This window comes from Prescottella sp. R16 (assembly GCF_030656875.1).
Classification (GTDB): domain Bacteria; phylum Actinomycetota; class Actinomycetes; order Mycobacteriales; family Mycobacteriaceae; genus Prescottella.
This window is the reverse complement of record NZ_CP130943.1, coordinates 4,069,958-4,090,231: the sequence shown is the minus strand read 5'-3', so window position 1 is coordinate 4,090,231 and position 20,274 is coordinate 4,069,958. Positions and strand designations below refer to the sequence as shown.

The following is a 20,274-nucleotide window of genomic DNA, read 5'->3' as shown; positions in this document are numbered from 1 at the left end:
ATATGGAAAACGCACCCGCTGCGGCCGGGGGACGTGGCCGCAGCGGGTGCGTCGTTCTGGGGGAGGGGTCAGGCCTGCAGGCCCGCCTCGATCTCGAGGTTGATGGCGATCTTGTCGCCGACGACGGCGCCGCCACCCTCGAGCGGCATCTCGATGCTGATGCCGAAGTCCTTGCGGTTGATCGTGGTGGACGCCTCGAAGCCGGCGACCGGGCCGTTGCCCATGCCCGGGTTGACGCCGAGGAACTCGAGCGCCAGCTCGACCGGCTTGGTCACGCCGTGCAGCGTGAACTCGCCCTCGACCACGAAGTTCGAACCGGCGGGGCGCACGCCGGTGGAGACGAAGGTGGCGGTCGGGAACTGCTCGACGTCGAAGAAGTCGGCCGACTTGATGTGGCCGTCGCGCTGCTCGTTGTTGGTGTCGATGGACGCGACCTGGATCTCGGCCTGCACGGACGGGGTGCCGTCCTCGGCGATCGTGATGGAACCGCTGAAGTCGTTGAACGTGCCACGGACCTTGCTGACCACCAGGTGGCGGACCATGAATCCGACGGTCGAGTGGGTCTGGTCGATGGCCCAGGTGCCGGCGGACAGGTCGGGCAGGGCGATGGCAGTGGTCATGTGCGCTCCTCGTAAGTAGTTAAGAGTTCAACTTCTTTAACGATGCCTCACCGGGGAACATTCCGAGGCCGTTTGTGTCGTACGTCACACGTCGATCGTTGCGAGGACCGCCCGCAGGGCCGACGCCGTCACCGACTGGTGGAAGCCGACACCCCACCTGCGGTGGCCGTCGCTGTCACACAGCGCGAACGTCGCCGCCCGGCCGGTGCTGCCCTCGCCCACCGATTGCTGGATCAGTGACAGCACCTCCACCGGACGTCCGTGATCGGCCAGGATCTTCGTCAGCGCCTCGACCGGGCCACCGGCGAAGGCGGCCCCGTCCAGCGCGGTGCCGCCGAGCTCCGCCCGCAGCTGCAGATGATCGCCGCCCTCGCGATGCTCGACCGACCACGGGCCCAGCCGGCCTGTGAATCCGTATTCCGTGAGCAGCAACTCCCACAGCTGTTCGGCGGTGATCTCGGTGCCGCTGTCGTCGACGGCGTCCTGTACCCGGCGTGCGAAATCGATCTGCAGTGGCCGCGGCAGATCGACGCCGTACTCCGACTGCAGCAGATATGCGATGCCGCCCTTGCCGGACTGGCTGTTCACCCGGATCACGGCCTCGTAGTCGCGTCCGACGTCCTGCGGGTCGATCGGCAGATACGGCACGTCCCACGGCGCCTTCCCCGGATCGAGCCCGGCCGCTTCCGCGGTCGCGTAGTGATGTGCGAAGCCCTTCTTGATCGCGTCCTGGTGTGTTCCCGAGAACGCGGTGTACACCAGATCGCCGCCGTACGGATGTCGAGGATGCACCTCGATCCTGTTGCAGTACTCCACGGTTCGGCGCACGTCGTCGATGTCGGAGAAGTCGATCATCGGGTCGACACCCTGCGCATGCAGATTCAGTGCGAGCGTCACCAGGTCGACGTTGCCGGTCCGTTCGCCGTTGCCGAACAGGCAGCCCTCGACACGTTGCGCCCCGGCCAGTACCGCCAGCTCGGCGCATGCCACGCCGGTCCCGCGATCGTTGTGCGGGTGCACCGACAGGATCACCGACTCGCGGCGAGCCAGATGGCGGTGCATGTACTCGATCTGGTCTGCGTACACGTTCGGTGTCGAAACCTCCACCGTTGCAGGGAGATTGTGGATCACGGGGCGGTCCGGTGACGCCTCCCACAGCTCGGTGAGACTGTCGCACACCTGCAGGACGTAGTCGGGCTCGGTCAGGTTGAACACCTCGGGAGAGAACTCGAACCGCACGCCGGGCCGGGCATCACCGCCGCGGGCCACGTCCCGGGCGGCATCGACGATCAGACGGTGCAACGCTTCTCGTTCCTGCCTCAGGACGACGTCCCGCCACGTCGGCGCCGTCGCGGTGTACATGTGCACCACGACCGATCCGAGACCGCGGATCGACTCGTACGTGCGCTCGATCAAATCGGTTCGTGCAGCGGTGAACACGACGATCGTGACGTCGTCGGGCACCAGGTCCTGCTCGGCGAGATCGCGGACGAAATCGAAGTCCGTCCGGCTCGCCGACGGGTAACCGACCTCGATCTCCTTGTAGCCCATGGCGAGCATCAGTTCGAAGAGTCGGCGCTTGCGGGCCGGGTCCATCGGCTCCGCGAGGGCCTGGTTGCCGTCGCGCAGGTCGACCGGCACCCACAGTGGGGCCTCGGTGGTGCGTGCAGACGGCCAGGTGCGGTCGGTGAGCGGGACCGGGACACGCTCGCTGAACGGGCGGTAACGGTGACTCGGCATGGGGGAGGGGCGTTGCGGATTCCAGTGCATGACGGTGGCTCCTGAGTGGATCGAGAGGGTCGACCGGCACGGCGGAACCCCGCGACAGGGTGCCGGTGCGGTCAAACCCCGCCGCGGCTGCCGAGGAGCAGTCCGCGATACGTCATGTCGGCTAAGCTAGAGCAAAACAACTTGTCTGACAACCTGAGGAGTTGGAGTGTCTGCTGCACTCAACCGGAATCTGCTGGCCGATCAGGCCGCCGACCAGCTGCGACATCGACTGCAGTCGGGAGAGTGGGCGGTCGGCGCGAAGCTGCCCGGGGAGACCACCCTCGCCGCGCAACTCGGCGTCGGACGCTCCACGATCCGCGAAGCGCTGCGCATGCTCGCCGGTCAGGGGATGCTGCGACCGCGGCAGGGTGCCGGCGTGTTCGTCGAACGCACCGAGCCTGCGACCGACGGCTGGGAGGACGTGCTGCGGCGCGGAGCGGTCGCCGCCGTCGTCGAGGTGCGCGCCGCGCTCGAAATCGAGGCCGCCCGGCTCGCTGCACAGCGCGCCACCGAGGCCGATGTCGTGGCGATGAGACGCGCACTCGACCTACGGGCGGCGGCAGCAGCGGCCCCCGACCGTGAATTCGTCGACGCCGACATCGCCGTGCACCGAGCGATCGTCGACGCCGCACACAATCCGGTGCTCTCGGAACTCTTCGCGACGTTCGTGCCGAGGCTCGCGGACACCATGGTCGAGATGATCGGTCTGCTCGGTCTGCGAGACCGGGACACCGAACCGAACTCCGACGAGCATGCCGACCTCGTGGACGCCATCGCGTCCGGAGACGTGGAGGCCGCCGCCCGGATCAGTCGCGCGCACCTCGAGGGGATGGCCGCCGAGTTGGGGTGATCGTCTCCTCCTCGAACTCGGCGCCCTCCTGCTGCCGCCCCCGGAACAGGAAGGCGAAAACGATCCAGCCGACGATCGCGACGAGCACGAAACTCACCATGCGGTACACGAATGCCGCCGCCACCGCCTGCGACGCCCCGATGCCCGCGGCTGTCGCAAGTGTTGCGATCAGGGTGGCGTCCACGTACACGAGGCCGCCGGGCGCGCCGGGAATCGTCGCGACGGCCTTACCCGCCGCGAACGCGATGAGCAGACCCGCGGGCACCGGATCGGCGCCGATCGCCAGGCACGCCGCACCCAGGCACACGATGTCCGCGACCCGGTGCAACACCGCCCACCCCATCGTCCACGCCGCGTCCCGCTTGCCGAGCCGCACCGAATCGAGCTGCTCGATCGTGGCCCGGACCGTATCCATGCCGGTGTCGGCGGGTTTGCGCAACAGCCGGTTCACCCGGGTGAGCACCCACCGTGCGGCCCGCTCGACACCGTCCGGATGCGCCGACACGTACCGGCCCGCCCAGCCGAGCGCGATCAGCCCGGCCACCGAGAAGATCAGCGTGAACGGGCTGATCGAACCACCCACCAGCAGCGCGCCCGCCATGCCGATCGTCGCCAACCCGACCGCCGCCACCACTCCGGAGATCGCCAGCTGCCACGACGCCACCACCGGCGTCGCACCCCAGCGTCGGGTCTCCCGATACGTGAACGCCGTCGAGAACACCTGCCCGGCCGGCAGCGTCAACGCCATCGCCGTCGACCCGTAGATCACCGATACCGACCGGCTCTGGCTCACCACCACGCCGCCCGCATGCAGCAGCTGCTTCTGGATGCGGCCGTACCCGCTCAGCGACACCGCCTGGGCGACGACGGCCCCCGCGAGCCAACCCCAATGGATCTCCGTGAGCGCCTGCCACGAATCGTGCAACTGCGGCCACAGATAGATGCCCTCGCCGACGAGCAGCGCCACCAGCAGCGTCGCCGCGACCCACTTCACCCACCGGAACCGGCCACGGACACGGCTCGCGCCGCCGGACTCCGATTCAGGCTGTGCCACGAGCTCAGGGTAACGAGGATCGGTCACGGCGAGTGCGGGTACAGCACGGGCCAGGCCAGGTGCGTGTTGCGACGGCGGCCCCGCAGCTGCACCTGATCGCCGAGCTCCCAGTGCGCCTGCTCGTCGTCGTCCGCGAAGTACAGGGCACTCGTCGACGCCAGCACGCGGCTCGGCCGCAGCTTCGCGAGCTCCGTCAACCGGGCCGCCTCGTTCACCGGGTCACCGATCACCGTGTACTCGAACCGTTCGGCCGCACCGATGTTGCCGGCGACCGCCAACCCCGCCGACACACCGATCCCGATGTCGAGTCCGGTGATCTCGTCGAGCGCGAACCGCAGCTCACGGGCCGCGGCCAGCGCGGCCGTCGGCGCGTCCGGACGATCCAGCGGGGCGCCGAAGATCGCGAGCGCGGCATCACCCATGAACTTGTTGACGAACCCGTGATGCCGGTCGACGACGTCGACGATCACCCGGAAGAACTCGTTGAGCAGCTCGACGACCTCACCCGGAGGGCGTTCCGCCGCGGCCCCGGTGGACCCGACCATGTCGACGAACAACACCGCCACGAACCGTGTCTCCCCGCCCAGTTCGGTCCCGAACTGCAGCGCCCGCCGGGCGACGTCCTCGCCGACGTGCTGACCGAACAGTTCCCGCAGCAGCTTCCGCTCGTCGGATTCGCGCATCATCCGGTTGAAGCCCACCTGCAACCGGCCGATCTCGGAGCCGTCGAACACGTCCACCCGCACGTCGCGTTCGCCGCGCTGCACCCGCTCGATCGCCCGCCGCAACTGCCGGATCGGATCGGAGATCTGGCTGGCCGTGAGCATCGACAACGCGAACGCCTGCCCGATCGTCATGATCGACAGCAGCAGGATCGCCCACGCCAATGCACCCGGCGCGAACTCGAGGTCCGTCGTCAGCTGGGTGACACACAGCAGGATGATGCCGATGACCGGCATCAGCGTGCCCAGCCCCCACGTCATCGCCATGCGGGTACCGACCCCCGGCGCCATCGTCCGATCGAACTGGCCCTCGCTCAGCGCCTGCGCCGCGACGGGCCGCAGAATCCGCTCGCCGAGCATGTACGTGAACCCGAACGTCGTGGTGGCGGCCATGCCGACGGTCACGACCACCGCGATCGCCAGCTGCGGCATATCCTCCGCAGTGAGGATGACGAACAGGATGCCGCCGAGCACCCACAACCCGAGATGCACGATCGCCTGACGCAACGGCGCATGCAACGCCGCCATCTGCTCCGTCCGATTCGGCGGACCGCCACGCAACTGCCACCGGATCACCGAACGCAACATCATCGCGGCCGCCGACAGGCTCACCACCCCGGCGAACACCAGGTAGGCGCTGAAGATCGCGACGTTGCGGACCCGGTCCGCGATGATGTCCGCCGACTCCGGAATCGGGATCCCGTACCGGATGAACGCGAACACCAGCACCGCACCGATCAGGTTCGCGGCCAGCATCGAGAGCATGTAGAGCGGCCAACGACTACGAATCGTCAGCGCGACTGCTCGATACGATGCCCACACGGTCAATAACTTAGCTGGACATTCCGCGCGACCGAGCAGTGCACACGGTTACGCTCGCGCAGTGAGCGACACGAACCCGGACGATGCCGTCCCCCCGCTCATCCGGGTGAGCGCCGCTTGGGCGTGGCGTCTCCTCGTCCTGTTCGCCGCGCTCCTCGCCCTCGGCTGGACCGTGTCCCGGCTCGGGACCGTCGTCGTCCCCGTCGCGCTGGCCCTGCTGACGGCAGCTTTTCTCGTCCCCGCCGTCGACTGGATGCACCGCCGCGGAATGCCCCGCTCGGCCGCGGTACTCATCGCCGTCGTCGGCACGTTCGGCGTCGTCGGGGCGATCCTGTCGTTCGTCGTCGAACAATTCGTCGACGGCCTGCCCGGGCTCGGCGACCAGTTCTCGGCCGGCGTCACCCAGGCCCAGGAATGGCTCAGCGACGGACCACTGCACTTCAGCGAGGACCAGATCCACCGTGTCGGCGACAACATCGTCGAGGCCGTCCAAGCCAACCGGGAAGCACTCACCAGCGGGGCCCTCAGCACCGCCACCGTCGTCGGCGAAATCTTCACCGGCGCCTTCCTCACCCTGTTCACCCTCGTCTTCTTCCTCTACGGCGGCGACCAGATCTGGGACTTCGTCACCCGGATCGTCCCGGCCGACACCCGCGCTCGGGTCCGGACCGCCGGACGGCAGGGCTTCCGCTCCCTCGTCGGCTACACCCGGGCCACCGTCGCCGTCGCCGCCGTCGACGCCGTCGGCATCGGCACCGGCCTGGCGATCCTCGGGGTCCCGCTCGCGCTGCCCCTGGCGTCGCTCGTCTTCATCGGTGCCTTCGTGCCCATCGTCGGCGCCTTCGTCACCGGATTTCTCGCCGTCCTCGTCGCCTTCGTGACCAAAGGCGTCCTGACGGCGGTGATCGTGCTCGGCCTCATCATCGCCGTCATGCAACTCGAGGGGCACGTCCTGCAACCCCTCCTGCTGGGGCGTGCCGTGCGGATCCACCCGCTCGCCGTCGTACTCGCGATCACCACCGGCATCGTCCTCGCCGGTATCGTCGGCGGCCTCCTCGCCGTGCCGATCGTCGCGTTCCTCAACACCGCCGTCCGCTCGCTGCGCGCCGACGACGCGACCGAGCCGTACGAATCCCTGATCCCCACCGATCCGGCCACCCCACGCTTCCCCGCCACCCCCGACGACCCCGACCGGCCCGACGACCCCGACCGGCCCGACGACTGACCTATCCTTGCCCTCATGGAGGCGAGAGATCTGCGAGTGTCCGATGCCGAACGGGAGCACGTCGGGGAACTGCTCCAACGCGCAGTAGGGCAGGGCATGCTCTCCCTCGGCGAATTCACCGAACGGATGGACACCGTCCTCGCCGCCAAGACCCGCGGCGAACTCAACGCCGTCGTCGTGGACCTGCCGGGCATGCAGATCGCCCCCGGCTACCTGGCCGCCGCCCCCGGGCCGACCCCGGCTCCCGGTGCGACCCCCGCCCCCGTCCCGACTCCAGCCCCACCCGGTGGCCAGCCGCTCGTCATCCGTGGACGCATGTCCACGATCACCCGCAAGGGCCGCTGGCACGTGCCACCCGCCCTGCACCTCGACACCCGGATGGGCAGCACCACCCTCGATTTCACCGAAGCCGTCATGCAGACCCAGGTGGTGCACCTGACCATCGACGACTCCGCCGGCTCCATCACCCTGATCCTGCCGCCCGAGGCCACCGCCGACCTCAACGACATCGACACCGTCGCCGGATCCACGTCCAACAAGGTCCGCACCGGCCCGCCCTACGGGCCACTGCACATCGTCGCCCGCGGCCGCATCCGCTTCGGATCGATCACCGCCCGCTACTCGTACGGGACCACTCTGCGCCGCATGCTCGGCTGAACGTCCCCCCCGGCGCGCCGACCTGCTCCGCGACCGGGAATCGGCCCGCCGCGAATTCCTCGACCCGATCCGGTCCGACGGACTCAGCCGTCGGACCGGCGCGCCTCCTCGATCCGGGCGAGCAGTTCCTCGACGCTCAGCGACACGTCCGTGGTGCCGGTCCGATGACGGCCCGCCGCATCGTCGGGATCGGGTGCCCGCGTGGGTTCGGGTGCCCGTGTCGGTTCGGGTGCCGGGGACGCACCCGTGTTCGGTGCCCGCAGCGAGGCCAGCCACGCCGCGTCGTCACCGTCACCGTCGCGCGACATCCGCTGCTGTGCGGGCGCCGGGGCCGGTTCGGGACGAGATTCGGGAGCAGGCTTCGGAGCCGGAGCCGGTTTCGGCTTGGGCCGCCGGATCGCCGAGCGAGCCCGCGGCGCCGCCGAGATCCGCGGGATCGGCTGCGTGAGGGGGTCGTTGCCGACCGTCGCGACCTGAGGGACGTCGTCGGCGACGAGTTCGCTCTCGAGGACCGGCTCACCGAGACCGATCTTCTGCTGGATCCGCTTCATCCACGCCGGCGCCCACCAGCAGTCGTCGCCGAGCATCTTCATCACCGCGGGCACCAGGAACATGCGGATCAGGGTCGCGTCGATGACGAGAGCGGCGATCATGCCGTACGCGATGTACTTCATCATCACCAGCTCGGAGAAACCGAACGCACCGGTGACCACGATGAGGATCAGCGCCGCGGCGGTGATGATGCGGCCCGTGTGCGCGGTACCGACCCGGATGGCCTCCGTGGTACTCGCCCCCAGCGAGCGGGCCTCGACCATACGGGAGAGCAGGAACACCTCGTAGTCGATCGACAGGCCGTAGATGATCGCGACGATCAACACCAGCACCGGTGACGTGATCGGCCCCGGCGTGAAGTTCAGCAGCCCCGCCCCGTTCCCGTCGATGAAGATCCACGTGAGGATGCCGAGCGTCGCGCCCAGGCCCAGCGCACTCATCAGCACCGCCTTGATCGGCAGCACGATCGACCCGAACGCCAGGAACATCAACAGCGTCGTGATCGTCAGGACCACGACGATCATGAGGGGGAGATTGTCGAGCAGGGCTGCGATACTGTCCTGCTCGATCGCCGGAGTGCCGCCCACCAGCACCGTCGCACCGTCCGGGGTCGGCATCGCCCGCAGGAAATCGATGGTCTCGGCAGAGTTGTTGCGGTCCACCAGACCCGCCTTGAGGACCTGGACGCCGTCCTTCGCGGGACCGGTGATCGTGAACTTCTCCACCAGGCCGGGGGCCGCGCTCGCCGTCTGCAGGATCTGACCGACCTGCATGCCACTGGCACCCTCGACGACCAGTTTGACCGGTTCGGTGCGCTGGCCCGGGAACAACTCGTCGAACTGTTCCTGTGCGACACGCGTCGGATTGTCCGGCGGCAGGTAGTCCTCGTTGATGCCACCGAACTTGATGTTCGTCATCGGGATGATCAGCAGCAGCAGACCCACGACGATCGGGATCGTCACCTTGAGGGGGTGCCGCATCACCCAGCGGGTCAGCCGGCCCCAGAAACTGGCCTCGATCTCCTCGGTCGACTTGATCTGCCCGAACCGTTTCAGGCCGAACTTGTCGATCCGCCGGCCCAGGATGCTCAGGACCGCCGGCAGCACCGTCACCGACGTGAACGCCGCCAGCAGCACCGTCGCGATCGAGCCGTACGCCACCGACTTGAGGAAGCCCTGCGGGAACAGGATCAACCCGCCCAAGCTCACCGCGATCATCGTCGCCGAGAACAGCACCGTCCGGCCCGACGTCATGACCGTGCGGCGCACCGCGGTGCGGGTGTCGTAGCCGTCGCCCAGTTCCTCCCGGAACCGGCTCACCATGAACAGGCCGTAGTCGATCGCCAGACCCAGGCCGATCAGCGACACCACCGACTGCACGAACGCGTTGACCTCGGTGAAATGGGTGATGACCCGGACGATGCCGTTGGCGCCGATAATCGTCAGACCACCGGTCAGCAGCGGCAGCGCCGCCGCGATCACCCCACCGAACACGAAGAACAACAGCACCGCGACCGCCGGGATCGCCAGCAACTCCATGCGCTTGATGTCGTTGGCCATCGTGTCGTTGATGGCGCTCGCCACCGGCTGCATGCCGGCCAGCTGCACCTCGACGCCGTCGATCGCGAACGCGTCCCGCACCGCCCGGAAATTGTTGGTGATCGCGGTGTCGTTGTCACCCTGCAACGCGATACTGGCGATCGCGTGCGACCGGTCCGGGGTGGCCAGGGCCGGCAACCGCGGCGTGCTCGGGATGGGGAAATAGCTGCCGTTGATCTTCGCGATCTGATCGGGATGATCTTGCAGCACCTGCTGCAGACTGTCCGAGACCTTCGCGCTGAACGCGGGATCGTCGACGGTCTTGCCGTCCGGCGCGGTGTACATCGCGACGACGTCACCGGCGGTGTCCCGGCCGAACGTGCCGTCGGCGAGCTTCGCCGCCGTCACCGATTCCGAGCCGGGATCGTCCCATCCGCTCTGACTGAGGTGATCGGTCAGACCGGACCCGTAGGCGCCCAGCGCCAACAGACCCGCGACCATGACCGCGATGACGGTGAACCGGGCCCGGTAGACCAGATCTCCCCAGCGAGCGAACACGTGTGGACTCCTCAGCGACTGACGAGCAACGCGGACAATGGACGGAACGGCTGCAGCCAGGCACCCTCGTCGGGCAGCGACTCGAGGCTCACCCGCGGCAGCGGCTCCCGGAACACGCCCGGAATGTCTTCGAGGTCGACGAACTCGAGGACCTCCGAGGAGACCGCCCAGCTCGCGTGCTCTCGGAACCCGAGCACCTGCACGGGCACACCGGTCGCGGCGATGTCCTCCAACGGCTCCCGGAACGCCTGACCGTCGGCGGACGCGACCATGACACCGGCCAGCCCCTCACCACGACGCAACGCGATGTGGTGGAGCATGTCGGAGTCGACGTCGCTGTCCTCCTCCACCTTGGGCTTGGCGAACACTGCGAAACCCACGTTGCGCAGCGCTTCGACCCACGGACGGACGACGTCGGCGCTGCCGGGGGCGATGTTGGTGAACACCGTCGCCTCGGGCTCGAGCGTCGCCGACTCGGTCGCCGACAGTTCCGCGGTACGCGACAGCAGCCAGCGGCCCAGGGCGTCGAATCGCGGGCGGTACGCGGCCGTGGGACGGCCGCCGAGGATCGCCCCCAGTCCCATGTCGAGGTTCGGGGCGTCCCACACCAGCAGCACTCGCTTGTGCCGCGCGGTGTCCGGGTTGTTGCCGCCTTCACTGAGACTCATTACTTGATCTTCCCCCAAATGAGTTCCGTGATGGTGCTTCCCACCTTGTGCGCTTTGTCCTCGAACTTCGTCACCGGCCGCTCGTGCGTCATCGGCGACTCCCAGTCCAGTTCGGTGAGCAGCGGTTCCGCGTCACCGGCCTCGCGGATGGCCTCCGCGTACTCGGCGTGATCCGTCGCGACGTGCAACACGCCGCCCGGCTTCAACCGGCTCGCGATCAACGCGAACGTCGGCGCCTGCAGCAGCCGGCGCTTGTGGTGCCGGGCCTTGGGCCACGGATCGGGGAAGAACACTCGCACCCCGGTCAGGGATTCCGGCGCCACCATGTGCTCGAGCACCTCGACGGCGTCGCCGCGCAGCACCCGCACGTTCGACAGTTCGTTGCGTTCGACGAGTTGCAGCAGCTGCGCCAGACCCGGCCGGTACACCTCGACGGCGATCAGGTTCACGTGCGGCTCGGCCTTCGCCATCGCGGCCGTCGCGGTACCGGTGCCGGAGCCGATCTCGACGATCAGCGGAGCCTCCCGGCCGAACCACGCCGTCGTATCGATCAGGTCGTCCCCGACGTCCCGGCCGATCTGCGGCCACTGCCGATCCCACGCGGCCTGCTGCGGTTCGGTGAGTGAACCGCGGCGGGAGCGGAAACTGGTGACCCGCGGATACAGCCGCGACCCCTTTTCGGATTCGTCTCGGGAAATGGTGCCGGACTCGGTGCTCGGCTCGGTCGATGTGTCCTGGTCGGGGTGGTTCACCGCACCATTGTCACGTATGTCGGCGAGTGCGGGCCGACTCGGGCAGTGAAAAACGGCCGATAATCTGGACGTTTCGGTCCGATTCGGCCGTTCCGTGCCATGGTTCCGCGGCATCATTGCTGGTGGCGGCATTCCCGGGGCCCGGGGCCGGACGCCGAGGGGTTCGGCGTCGCCGGTCACGGTCCAGGGGGGAAAGCGGGGGAGAACACAGTGGTGGGGACATTCGAACTGCTGCATCGCGTCGGTTCCGACGTCGGCGGTGCGGCGTGGCAGGCGGTGTCGGATCTCGCGGCGCCGATCCGGATCCAGGTCGCCGGACGGGCCGGTGTCGGCCGCAGTTCGGTGGTGCGACTGCTCGAACGGGCGGGGTGGGACACTGTCGACATGTCACCGGTCGACACGACGCCGGTGGACGCGCCCGGCGGCGACGATCCGGTCCTCGACGGCGACGTGGTCGTCTACGTGCTGTCCGGTCCGCCGCGCACCCCCGACATCGCGGCGCTGGCGGCCGCACCCGACGGGAGCACGGTGGCGGTCGTGAACAAAGCGGACCTGCAACCGTCGTGGGCGGAGGCCACCCGGATCGCCGTCGAAACCGAAACCGGGACCGGGGTGCCGACGCTGCCGCTCGTCGCGCTCGAGCGGGGCGGCGGCGAGGACGGCCGGGAACGGGTACGGGCGGCCGTCGACACCGCGATCCGGACGGTCCGGGCCCGCCGTAGCCGATCCGCGCTGACCCTGCTCGCGGAGGCCGCGGCCCGCGGCCCGGACCGGGGCGTACTCGAAAACTATCTGCGCAGCGACGAGGCCGCCCGGCTGCGCGCCGACGCAGCCACGGTGCTCGGCACCGGCGGCGCCGACCGTCGCCGCCGCGACCTCGCGGCCCGGCCGGTGCGGTCGTGACGGCGCCGTCGTGGTTCCCGCCCGACGCGCAGCGGGTCGTCGAACGTTGGGATCCGGCCGGTCTGCACCGGTGGCGCGGTCTGCCGTCGGAGAGTCGAGGAGTGCACGTCGTCGCCGTACGCGGCATCGACGCCGCCCCGGTCCACGGCGCGCTGGCCGGTGCAGGTGACGTGGTCGACGCCCCGGACGGTGCCGCCGCCGTCGTGCTGGTGCTCGACGGTGCATCCGTCCTCGGGCGCGACGAGTTGGCCGCGCTCGATGCGGCCGCGGACGGCGTCGAACGGGTGATCTTCGTGCTCACCGGGACCGGCGAGCCGGGACGACAGGACGTGCGACGTCGCGACGAGGACCTGATCCGGGCGCACAGTTCGCGATTCGCGTCCGCGCAGGTGCTCGACGACGTGGCGGAGGTGCGCCGGGCCGTGTCCGAGGCCCTGTCCGCAGATCCGGGGGCGACCGCCGACCGGAACCGTCGCCGCGCCGCCGCGACCCTGCTCGAGCGGACCTGCCGACGCATCACCGAGACCGCGGCCGCGTTGCGGGCCGGCGACGACGCCCCGACCTCCGCACTGCGGTCCCGGCGTGCCCGGATCGTCGCCGCCCGCGACGGCGGCCGTGTCGAACGGTCCGCGGAGCTGCGGGCGCAGGTGCAACTCGCCCGCGTGGACCTGCTCCACGACGCCGGGGTGCGGGCGCGGGCGGTCGGGGCGGCCGCCCGCGCCGACATCGACCGCGCCGGACGAGGAGAACTGCACGACTTCCCGGACCGGATGGCGGAGCTGGCGGAGGCCGCGGTCGCCGACGTCGACACCGCGGTGTCCCGGCGGCTCGCCGACCTCGCTGCCGCGGCCGGGGTGCCGGAGCTGCCGCCGGTCGCGCCGCCGCCCGCCGAACCGCGCCCGGACACCCCCGAGCCGCGGTACCGGGGTGTCGAGGATCGGGTGATGGTGATCGTCGGGGCCTCGGCCGGAGTGGGGCTGGGACGGCTCGCGGTGGCGCCGATAGCGCTGGTCCCGGCCCTGGACATGGCGACGGTGCCGGTCACGCTGGCGCTCGGTGGGGCGGCTGCGTGGTGGATCGCTCGGTCACGCCGGCTGGTCGCGGACCGCGCACACGTGCGGCAGTGGGCGTCCGAGACCACGGCGCACCTGCGGGCCCGGCTCGAGCAGCGGGTCCTGGGCCGTCTCCTGGCGACGGAGGCGGCGATCGGTGCCCGCATTCTCGCCGACGGACGGGCCGCCACTCTCACCGCCGACGAGGAACTCGCCGTCGTCGACGCGGACCTCCGCCGGCTCGCGACGCAGCGCAGCGGACGGATCGGTTCGTGCGAGCGGGACCGTGGAGTGCTCACCGGGATCCTCGAGGCCCTCGGAGGTTCCCGCGCGACCGACGGAACCGGGGAGGGTTGCGGTGCGTCCAACCCCGTGACGACAGCTGTGCGGCCCGAACGGGAGACATCATGATCACGACGGACGAACTGGCGGGCGGTCTGCCGCACCTCGACCCCGACACCTTCGGCGTCGATGCGGACGCGGTGCACCTGACGGAACTCCAGCACGACATCGACGGAGACGGCATCCTCGACACCGTCACGTTCGAGACGGACGACACCGTGATCGTCTCGACCGACATCGACGGCGACGGGGACGCCGACCACGTCACGATCGTCGGCGGCGACACCGGATACACGGCCTGGGAGTTCCATCGGGACGCCGACGGCGGCCACCGGTGGGAACGCGTCGATGACGGCCGTCTGGACGCCTGACCGAATCGGTGGGTGAGCTGCCGATATCGCCAGCCGGGACGCTCTGAATCGTTCATGTGACCGATCCGACGACACCCGGTTCCCCCTAGGGCGACGCGCGGCGTTAACCTCTATGGACAGGACACCCGGCACCCGTGTCCTTCGTTCGTTGTCCGCGGAGACATACGCGGGCGGCATGCGGAGTGGGCGGGCTGCTCCCCGCAGAGAGGGGGAAGTCGGTTCGAGCCAGCGGCCCCATCATCATGCGGGGGCTGTCGTGGTCGATCCGGTTCCCGGCCCCACCCCAGGAGAGTTTGATGACCTCAGCGACCATCCCCGGTCTGAACGGAACTGACGACACGCTTCCCACTGAGCATGCAGAGCTGCTCGCCTGGGTTCGCGAGGTGGCCGAGCTGACGCAGCCCGACCGTGTCGTTTTCGCCGACGGTTCCGACGAGGAGTGGGACCGTCTGACCACCAAGCTCGTCGAGGCCGGCACGTTCACCCGCCTCAACGACGAGAAGAAACCGAACTCGTTCGTCGGCAACTCCGACCCGTCGGATGTCGCGCGTGTCGAGTCGCGCACCTACATCTGCTCGCGCAACGAGATCGACGCCGGCCCCACCAACAACTGGATGGACCCGGCCGAGATGCGCGGCATCATGACCGAGCTGTACCGGGGCTCGATGCGTGGCCGCACCATGTACGTGGTGCCGTTCTGCATGGGCCCGCTCGGCGCCGACGACCCGAAGCTGGGCGTCGAGATCACCGACTCCGAGTACGTCGTCGTGTCGATGCGCATCATGACCCGCATGGGCCAGGCCGCGCTCGACAAGATGGGCACCGACCGCCCGTTCGTGAAGGCCCTGCACTCGGTGGGTGCCCCGCTGGCCGACGGCCAGGCGGACGTCCCGTGGCCGTGCAACGACACGAAGTACATCACCCACTTCCCCGAGGACCGCGAGATCTGGTCCTACGGTTCCGGCTACGGCGGCAACGCCCTGCTCGGCAAGAAGTGCTACTCGCTGCGCATCGCGTCGGCCATGGCCCACGACGAGGGCTGGCTGGCCGAGCACATGCTGATCCTCAAGCTGATCTCGCCGGAGAACAAGAACTACTACGTCGCGGCCGCGTTCCCGTCGGCGTGTGGCAAGACCAACCTCGCGATGATCCAGCCGACCATCCCCGGCTGGCGTGCCGAAACCCTCGGCGACGACATCGCGTGGATGCGTTTCGGTGAGGACGGCCGTCTGTACGCCGTGAACCCGGAGTTCGGTTTCTTCGGCGTCGCGCCGGGCACCAACCACGAGTCCAACCCGAACGCCATGAAGACGGTCGAGGCCGGCAACACGCTGTACACCAACGTCGGCCTGACCGACGACGGAGACGTGTGGTGGGAGGGCCTCGAGGGCCAGCCGCAGCATCTCATCGATTGGAAGGGCAACGACTGGACCCCCGAGTCCGGCGAGAAGGCCGCCCACCCCAACTCGCGCTACTGCACCCCGATGTCGCAGTGCCCGATCCTCGCCCCCGAGTGGGACGACCCGCAGGGTGTGCCGATCTCGGCGATCCTGTTCGGTGGCCGCCGCAAGACCACGGTTCCCCTGGTCAGCGAGGCCTTCGACTGGCAGCACGGCACCTTCCTCGGTGCGACGCTGTCGTCCGAGCAGACCGCCGCCGCCGAGGGCAAGGTCGGTTCCGTCCGCCGCGACCCGATGGCGATGCTCCCGTTCATCGGCTACAACGCCGGTGACTACATCAACCACTGGATCACCCTCGGCAAGAACGCCGACGCGGAGAAGCTCCCGAAGATCTTCTACGTGAACTGGTTCCGTCGTGGCGACGACGGCCGCTTCCTGTGGCCCGGTTTCGGTGAGAACTCCCGCGTGCTCAAGTGGATCATCGATCGCATCGAGCACAAGGCCGACGCCGTCAGCACCCCGATCGGTTTCGTGCCGACCGCCGCCGACCTCACCCTCGACGGACTCGACGTCGCCGCTGCCGACGTGAACGAGGCCCTCGCAGTGAACGTCGACGAGTGGAAGGCCGAGATCCCGCTCATCGAGGAGTGGCTCGAATTCCTGGGCGAGAAGGTGCCGTCGGGTGTCCGCGACGAGTTCGAGGCACTGAAGCAGCGCCTGGGCTGACCCACCCGTTCGTGATGTGACCGAATGTCACATCGGTTCAGTTGAACTGAACCGATGTGACATTCGGCGTTTCAGGGGGTGCAGGGGCGTCAGGGGGTGCGTGCGTCGGCGAGGTGCGGGAAGCGCTCGGCGACGGCGAGTCCCACATCGCTGCGTTCGATGCGGCCCCGGTCGGCTGCGGTGAGGGCCTGCAGGTCGGGTGTCGACGAGACGAGCCGCAGGTCGCGTTCCTCGATCGACGTCTCCAGCAGGTTCCGCACGAAGCGGGCGTTGCCCTCGCGGTCGATCAGGGTGCGGGTGCGTCCGTCCGATGTCTGTTCGGTGGTGGTGCACAGGTGCGTCACGACCCGCAGCACCTCGTCGACCGCCGGGTCGGCGAGCGTCGCCCGGTACGTCGACGACGCCATCCGTGCCGCGATCCGGGCGAGCTCGTCGGGGGTGTACGACGGGAACCGGATCGTCTTGGTGAACCGGCTCTTCAGTCCGGCGTTGCGCTCGAGGAAGCCGTCCATCTCGGTCTCGTAGCCGGCGACGATCACCACGAGCCGGTCCCGGTGGTTCTCCATCGTGGCGAGCAGTGCGTCGACGACCTTGCCGCCCGCGGCGTCCCCACCGATGATGCCGTCGTGGTAGAGCGAGTACGCCTCGTCGATGAACAGGACGCCGTCGAGGGCGCTCTCGAAGATCTCCCGCGATCGTGCCTCGGGTGTCCCGTAGCCCGGTGCGAAGAAATCGCTCGGCGAGGCCTCGACGACCGTGTCGGTCGCGAGGACCCCCAGCCCGTAGTACATGCGGGCCAGGATGCGGGCGACCTCCGTCTTGCCGACACCGGGTGGGCCGGTGAACACCAGGTGCCGGGACTTCGGGGCCGGTCCGGGACCGGCCGCGTCGGTGGACCGGGCCAGCAGGGACGCCGCCGTCAGCTTCTCGACCTCCCGTTTGACGGACGTCAGGCCGATCATGGCGTCCAGTGCGCGCCGCGACTCGTCGACCGCCGCCGCACCCGCCCGCTGCTGCTGCTCCTGCCGGACGACGGTCTCGTCGGGCGCCGACTGTGGATCCCACGGGTCGCGGCGTCGGGCGATGCGGTCGGCGGTGGTGCGGGACAGGGTGAAGTCGAGGGAGTCGAGAGCACGCGCATTGTCGGTGAAGCCGGGCTGCGCGACGTACACCCGTTCGAACAGTTGACGGGCCGTCGTCTCGTTGCCCTGGGCGCGTGCGACCAGGCCACGAAGATGCCGTGCATAGTGGGTGGCGTTCGGGATCGGTCCGGCGTCGACCGCAGTGAGCCGGCGGTGGGCCTCGTCGAACAGGCCGAGATGCGCGCATGCACGTCCGGTCATGTAGTGGGCGCCGGTACGCAGATGTTCGTCGGTCCACGTCTCGGACCGGGACAGTGCCTGCAGCACGTCCGGCCACCGTTCGGTCCGGGCGAACAGGATTCCGCGCATGTACGCGGCGAGTGGTGTCGCGGCGTCGACGCTGTCGAGGATCGCGAGCGCATCGGAGAACTGCCGGGCCTCGATCCGCTGCGCCGCCGCGGCCGCCCAGATCTCGAGACCGTCGGACAGCGGATGGTCGACGAACATTCCGGTGGCGAAGCGGCCGGCGAGGCTCCGCGCGGGCAGCCCCAGCCGCAGCTGCTCGCGTCCGAGACTGCCGCGGGCCGTGCGCAGCAGGTTGTCGACGACGGTCCGATCCACGACGCCGGTCGCGGCGAGCCCGAGCCACGCGTCGCACATGTCGGGGTCGAACTCGACGGCCTCGACGAACCGGGCCCGGGCCGTCGGATAGTGCAGTGCGCTGCGACGACCCAGCACGGGCAGGCCGAGAGCTCGCACCCCACCGTCGAACGACTTGCGTGCGCGTGTGCTCTCGAACATGGTGACACCCCCGAAATCGGCCCGCCGTGGACATGCCGATCGTAGTTGCGGGCGCCGAACCGACCCCGATGCGCTCGACGGCGTCATGCGTATACGTTCGTACATCAATGGACCCGGCGAGATGCGGACGTCGACAGGATGGTGCAATAGCACCAACCGATACAGACATCGACCCGGCCGTGTGCCGTGGACACGAGGAGGATCCGGCATGGGGATCTACAACAACGTCACCGAACTGGTCGGACGCACCCCGCTGGTGCGCCTGAACCGGGTCACCGAGGGCGCCGGCGCGCAGGTCGTGGCGAAGCTCGAGTTCTACAACCCGGCCAACAGCGTCAAGGACCGCATCGGTGTCGCGATCATCGACGCCGCCGAGGCCTCCGGTGAGCTGACCCCCGGCGGCACCATCGTCGAGGGCACCTCCGGCAACACCGGTATCGCCCTCGCCATGGTGGCGGCGGCCCGCGGCTACAAGGCGATCTTCACGATGCCCGAGACGGCGTCCACCGAGCGTCGCGCCATGCTGCGCGCGTACGGCGCCGAAATCGTCCTCACCCCCGGCGCCGAAGGCATGGCCGGTGCCGTGAAGAAGGCCGAGGAGATCGTCGCGCAGACCGACAACGCCGTCCTCGCCCGCCAGTTCGGGAACCCCGCCAACCCGGAGATCCACGCCCGCACCACCGGCGAAGAGATCTGGGCCGACACCGACGGCACCGTCGACATCTTCGTCGCCGGCATCGGCACCGGCGGCACCCTCACCGGCACCGGCCGCACCCTCCGCAAGTACAAGCCCGAGATCACCATCGTCGGTGTCGAACCCGCCGACTCCCCGATCCTCACCGGTGGCAAGCCCGGCCCCCACAAGATCCAGGGCCTCGGCGCCAACTTCGTCCCCGACATCCTCGACCGCGACATCTACGACGAGATCATCGACGTCCAGTTCGACGACGCCATCACCACCGCCCGCCGCCTCGGCACCGAGGAAGGCGTCCTCGGCGGCATCTCCGCCGGCGCCAACGTGTGGGCCGCACTGCAGCTCGCGAAGCGCCCCGAGAACGCCGGCAAGACGATCGTCGTGATCGTCCCCGACTTCGGCGAACGCTACATCTCCACGCCGCTGTTCGAGGACATCCGGGGCTGAACATCGTGAGTGTCCTGCGCACGATCCGCGAGGACCTCCGGGCGGCGAGCGGCCACGACCCGGCCGCACGCAGCGACGTCGAGAACGCCGTCGTCTACTCCGGACTGCACGCCATCTGGTCACACCGGATCGCACACCGCATGTGGGCGGTGCCCGCACTGCGCGGCCCGGCCCGCGTGCTGTCACAGTTCACCCGATTCCTCACCGGCATCGAAATCCATCCCGGCGCCACCATCGGCCGACGCTTCTTCATCGACCACGGCATGGGAGTCGTCATCGGCGAAACCACCGAGATCGGCGACGACGTCATGATCTACCACGGCGTCACCCTCGGCGGCCGCTCCCTCGCCAAAACCAAACGACACCCCACCATCGGCAACCGCGTCACCATCGGAGCCGGCGCCAAAGTCCTCGGCCCCATCACCGTCGGTGACGACAGCGCCATCGGAGCCAACGCCGTCGTCACCCGTGACATCGCCCCCGACCACATCGCCACCGGCATCCCCGCCTCCATGCGGCCCCGCAACAAACACGAACAACTCGTCGACCCCACGTCCTACATCGACCCGGCGATCTACATCTGAGATTCGTCCCGGTTCCGCGCGGACTCGGCCCGTCAGCTGAAGGGTCCCTTCGTGCGCTCCAAGCGCACAAAGGGACCCTTCATC

General features: G+C 69.1%; 17 protein-coding genes. 9 read left to right on the top strand and 8 right to left on the bottom strand.

The genetic code is table 11. The annotated features are described in order from the left end of the window. Positions 1-68: 68 nt before the first annotated feature. Positions 69-620 (bottom strand): YceI family protein, encoded by a 552-nt coding sequence (locus tag Q5696_RS19120; protein WP_305092822.1) that lies wholly within the window; start codon positions 618-620, stop codon positions 69-71. Between the two features lie 84 nt (positions 621-704). Further along, positions 705-2,390: a 2-isopropylmalate synthase gene (locus tag Q5696_RS19115; protein WP_305092821.1), complete on the bottom strand. Its 1,686-nt coding sequence runs from the start codon at positions 2,388-2,390 to the stop codon at positions 705-707. A gap of 166 nt (positions 2,391-2,556) precedes the next feature. On the opposite strand from Q5696_RS19115, the gene Q5696_RS19110 reads away from it, so the two are divergent. Next, positions 2,557-3,240, top strand: coding sequence for a FadR/GntR family transcriptional regulator (locus Q5696_RS19110; RefSeq protein WP_305092820.1), 684 nt, complete (start codon positions 2,557-2,559; stop codon positions 3,238-3,240). Here Q5696_RS19110 and Q5696_RS19105 read toward each other — a convergent pair. Next, positions 3,197-4,294 (bottom strand): lysylphosphatidylglycerol synthase transmembrane domain-containing protein, encoded by a 1,098-nt coding sequence (locus Q5696_RS19105; protein WP_305092819.1) that lies wholly within the window; start codon positions 4,292-4,294, stop codon positions 3,197-3,199. The two genes, Q5696_RS19110 and Q5696_RS19105, sit on opposite strands and share 44 nt — an antisense overlap. A gap of 23 nt (positions 4,295-4,317) precedes the next feature. Continuing rightward, entirely contained in the window at positions 4,318-5,781 is a 1,464-nt protein-coding gene (locus tag Q5696_RS19100) for an adenylate/guanylate cyclase domain-containing protein (protein WP_305092818.1), read from the bottom strand. A gap of 118 nt (positions 5,782-5,899) precedes the next feature. Between Q5696_RS19100 and Q5696_RS19095 the strand changes: the two genes are divergently transcribed. Together Q5696_RS19095 and Q5696_RS19090 are read left to right on the top strand one after the other, a co-directional pair. Next, complete coding sequence (locus Q5696_RS19095) at positions 5,900-7,063, top strand: AI-2E family transporter (RefSeq protein WP_305092817.1); 1,164 nt, start codon at positions 5,900-5,902, stop codon at positions 7,061-7,063. Positions 7,064-7,078: 15 nt separating this feature from the next. Next, the gene (locus Q5696_RS19090; protein WP_305092816.1) at positions 7,079-7,720 is read left to right on the top strand and encodes a DUF1707 SHOCT-like domain-containing protein; all 642 of its coding nucleotides are present in this window, start codon (positions 7,079-7,081) and stop codon (positions 7,718-7,720) included. An 83-nt stretch (positions 7,721-7,803) separates the two neighbouring features. On the opposite strand, the gene Q5696_RS19085 is transcribed toward Q5696_RS19090, so the two are convergent. From Q5696_RS19085 to trmB, 3 genes are read right to left on the bottom strand one after another with little or no spacing between them, the layout of a single operon-like run. Then, positions 7,804-10,368, bottom strand: coding sequence for an MMPL family transporter (locus Q5696_RS19085; protein ID WP_305092815.1), 2,565 nt, complete (start codon positions 10,366-10,368; stop codon positions 7,804-7,806). Positions 10,369-10,379: 11 nt separating this feature from the next. Then, entirely contained in the window at positions 10,380-11,036 is a 657-nt protein-coding gene (locus Q5696_RS19080) for an NYN domain-containing protein (protein ID WP_305092814.1), read from the bottom strand. Then, entirely contained in the window at positions 11,036-11,806 is a 771-nt protein-coding gene (gene trmB, locus Q5696_RS19075; RefSeq protein ID WP_305095375.1) for a tRNA (guanosine(46)-N7)-methyltransferase TrmB, read from the bottom strand. The genes Q5696_RS19080 and trmB overlap by 1 nt, the downstream gene beginning before the upstream one ends. A 195-nt stretch (positions 11,807-12,001) precedes the next feature. On the opposite strand from trmB, the gene Q5696_RS19070 reads away from it, so the two are divergent. The 4 genes from Q5696_RS19070 to Q5696_RS19055 all read left to right on the top strand — a co-directional run bounded on the left by Q5696_RS19070 (position 12,002) and on the right by Q5696_RS19055 (position 16,582). Continuing rightward, entirely contained in the window at positions 12,002-12,691 is a 690-nt protein-coding gene (locus Q5696_RS19070) for a hypothetical protein (protein WP_305092813.1), read from the top strand. Next, positions 12,688-14,154, top strand: coding sequence for a hypothetical protein (locus Q5696_RS19065; RefSeq protein ID WP_305092812.1), 1,467 nt, complete (start codon positions 12,688-12,690; stop codon positions 14,152-14,154). The genes Q5696_RS19070 and Q5696_RS19065 overlap by 4 nt, the downstream gene beginning before the upstream one ends. After that, complete coding sequence (locus Q5696_RS19060; protein ID WP_305092811.1) at positions 14,151-14,456, top strand: DUF6802 family protein; 306 nt, start codon at positions 14,151-14,153, stop codon at positions 14,454-14,456. The genes Q5696_RS19065 and Q5696_RS19060 overlap by 4 nt, the downstream gene beginning before the upstream one ends. Before the next feature lie 296 nt (positions 14,457-14,752). Beyond that, entirely contained in the window at positions 14,753-16,582 is a 1,830-nt protein-coding gene (locus tag Q5696_RS19055) for a phosphoenolpyruvate carboxykinase (GTP) (protein ID WP_305092810.1), read from the top strand. Between the two features lie 89 nt (positions 16,583-16,671). On the opposite strand, the gene eccA is transcribed toward Q5696_RS19055, so the two are convergent. Beyond that, on the bottom strand, positions 16,672-18,465 hold the full coding sequence (gene eccA, locus Q5696_RS19050) for a type VII secretion AAA-ATPase EccA (protein WP_305092809.1): 1,794 nt from the start codon (positions 18,463-18,465) through the stop codon (positions 16,672-16,674). A 208-nt stretch (positions 18,466-18,673) separates the two neighbouring features. Between eccA and cysK the strand changes: the two genes are divergently transcribed. Both cysK and epsC read left to right on the top strand, forming a co-directional pair. After that, a complete protein-coding gene (gene cysK, locus Q5696_RS19045) occupies positions 18,674-19,606 on the top strand; it encodes a cysteine synthase A (protein ID WP_305092808.1) in 933 nt (310 codons plus the stop codon). Positions 19,607-19,611: 5 nt separating this feature from the next. Beyond that, positions 19,612-20,190 (top strand): serine O-acetyltransferase EpsC, encoded by a 579-nt coding sequence (gene epsC, locus Q5696_RS19040; protein WP_305092807.1) that lies wholly within the window; start codon positions 19,612-19,614, stop codon positions 20,188-20,190. The last annotated feature ends 84 nt before the right edge of the window (positions 20,191-20,274 follow it).

Coding starts and splice junctions, on each gene's coding strand:
- Q5696_RS19055 (WP_305092810.1), top strand. CDS start 14,753: ATGACCTCAGCGACCATCCCCGGTCTGAACGGAACTGACGACACGCTT.
- Q5696_RS19090 (WP_305092816.1), top strand. CDS start 7,079: ATGGAGGCGAGAGATCTGCGAGTGTCCGATGCCGAACGGGAGCACGTC.
- Q5696_RS19115 (WP_305092821.1), bottom strand. CDS start 2,390: ATGCACTGGAATCCGCAACGCCCCTCCCCCATGCCGAGTCACCGTTAC.
- cysK (WP_305092808.1), top strand. CDS start 18,674: ATGGGGATCTACAACAACGTCACCGAACTGGTCGGACGCACCCCGCTG.
- Q5696_RS19100 (WP_305092818.1), bottom strand. CDS start 5,781: ATGCTCTCGATGCTGGCCGCGAACCTGATCGGTGCGGTGCTGGTGTTC.
- Q5696_RS19060 (WP_305092811.1), top strand. CDS start 14,151: ATGATCACGACGGACGAACTGGCGGGCGGTCTGCCGCACCTCGACCCC.
- eccA (WP_305092809.1), bottom strand. CDS start 18,465: ATGTTCGAGAGCACACGCGCACGCAAGTCGTTCGACGGTGGGGTGCGA.
- Q5696_RS19120 (WP_305092822.1), bottom strand. CDS start 620: ATGACCACTGCCATCGCCCTGCCCGACCTGTCCGCCGGCACCTGGGCC.
- Q5696_RS19080 (WP_305092814.1), bottom strand. CDS start 11,036: ATGAGTCTCAGTGAAGGCGGCAACAACCCGGACACCGCGCGGCACAAG.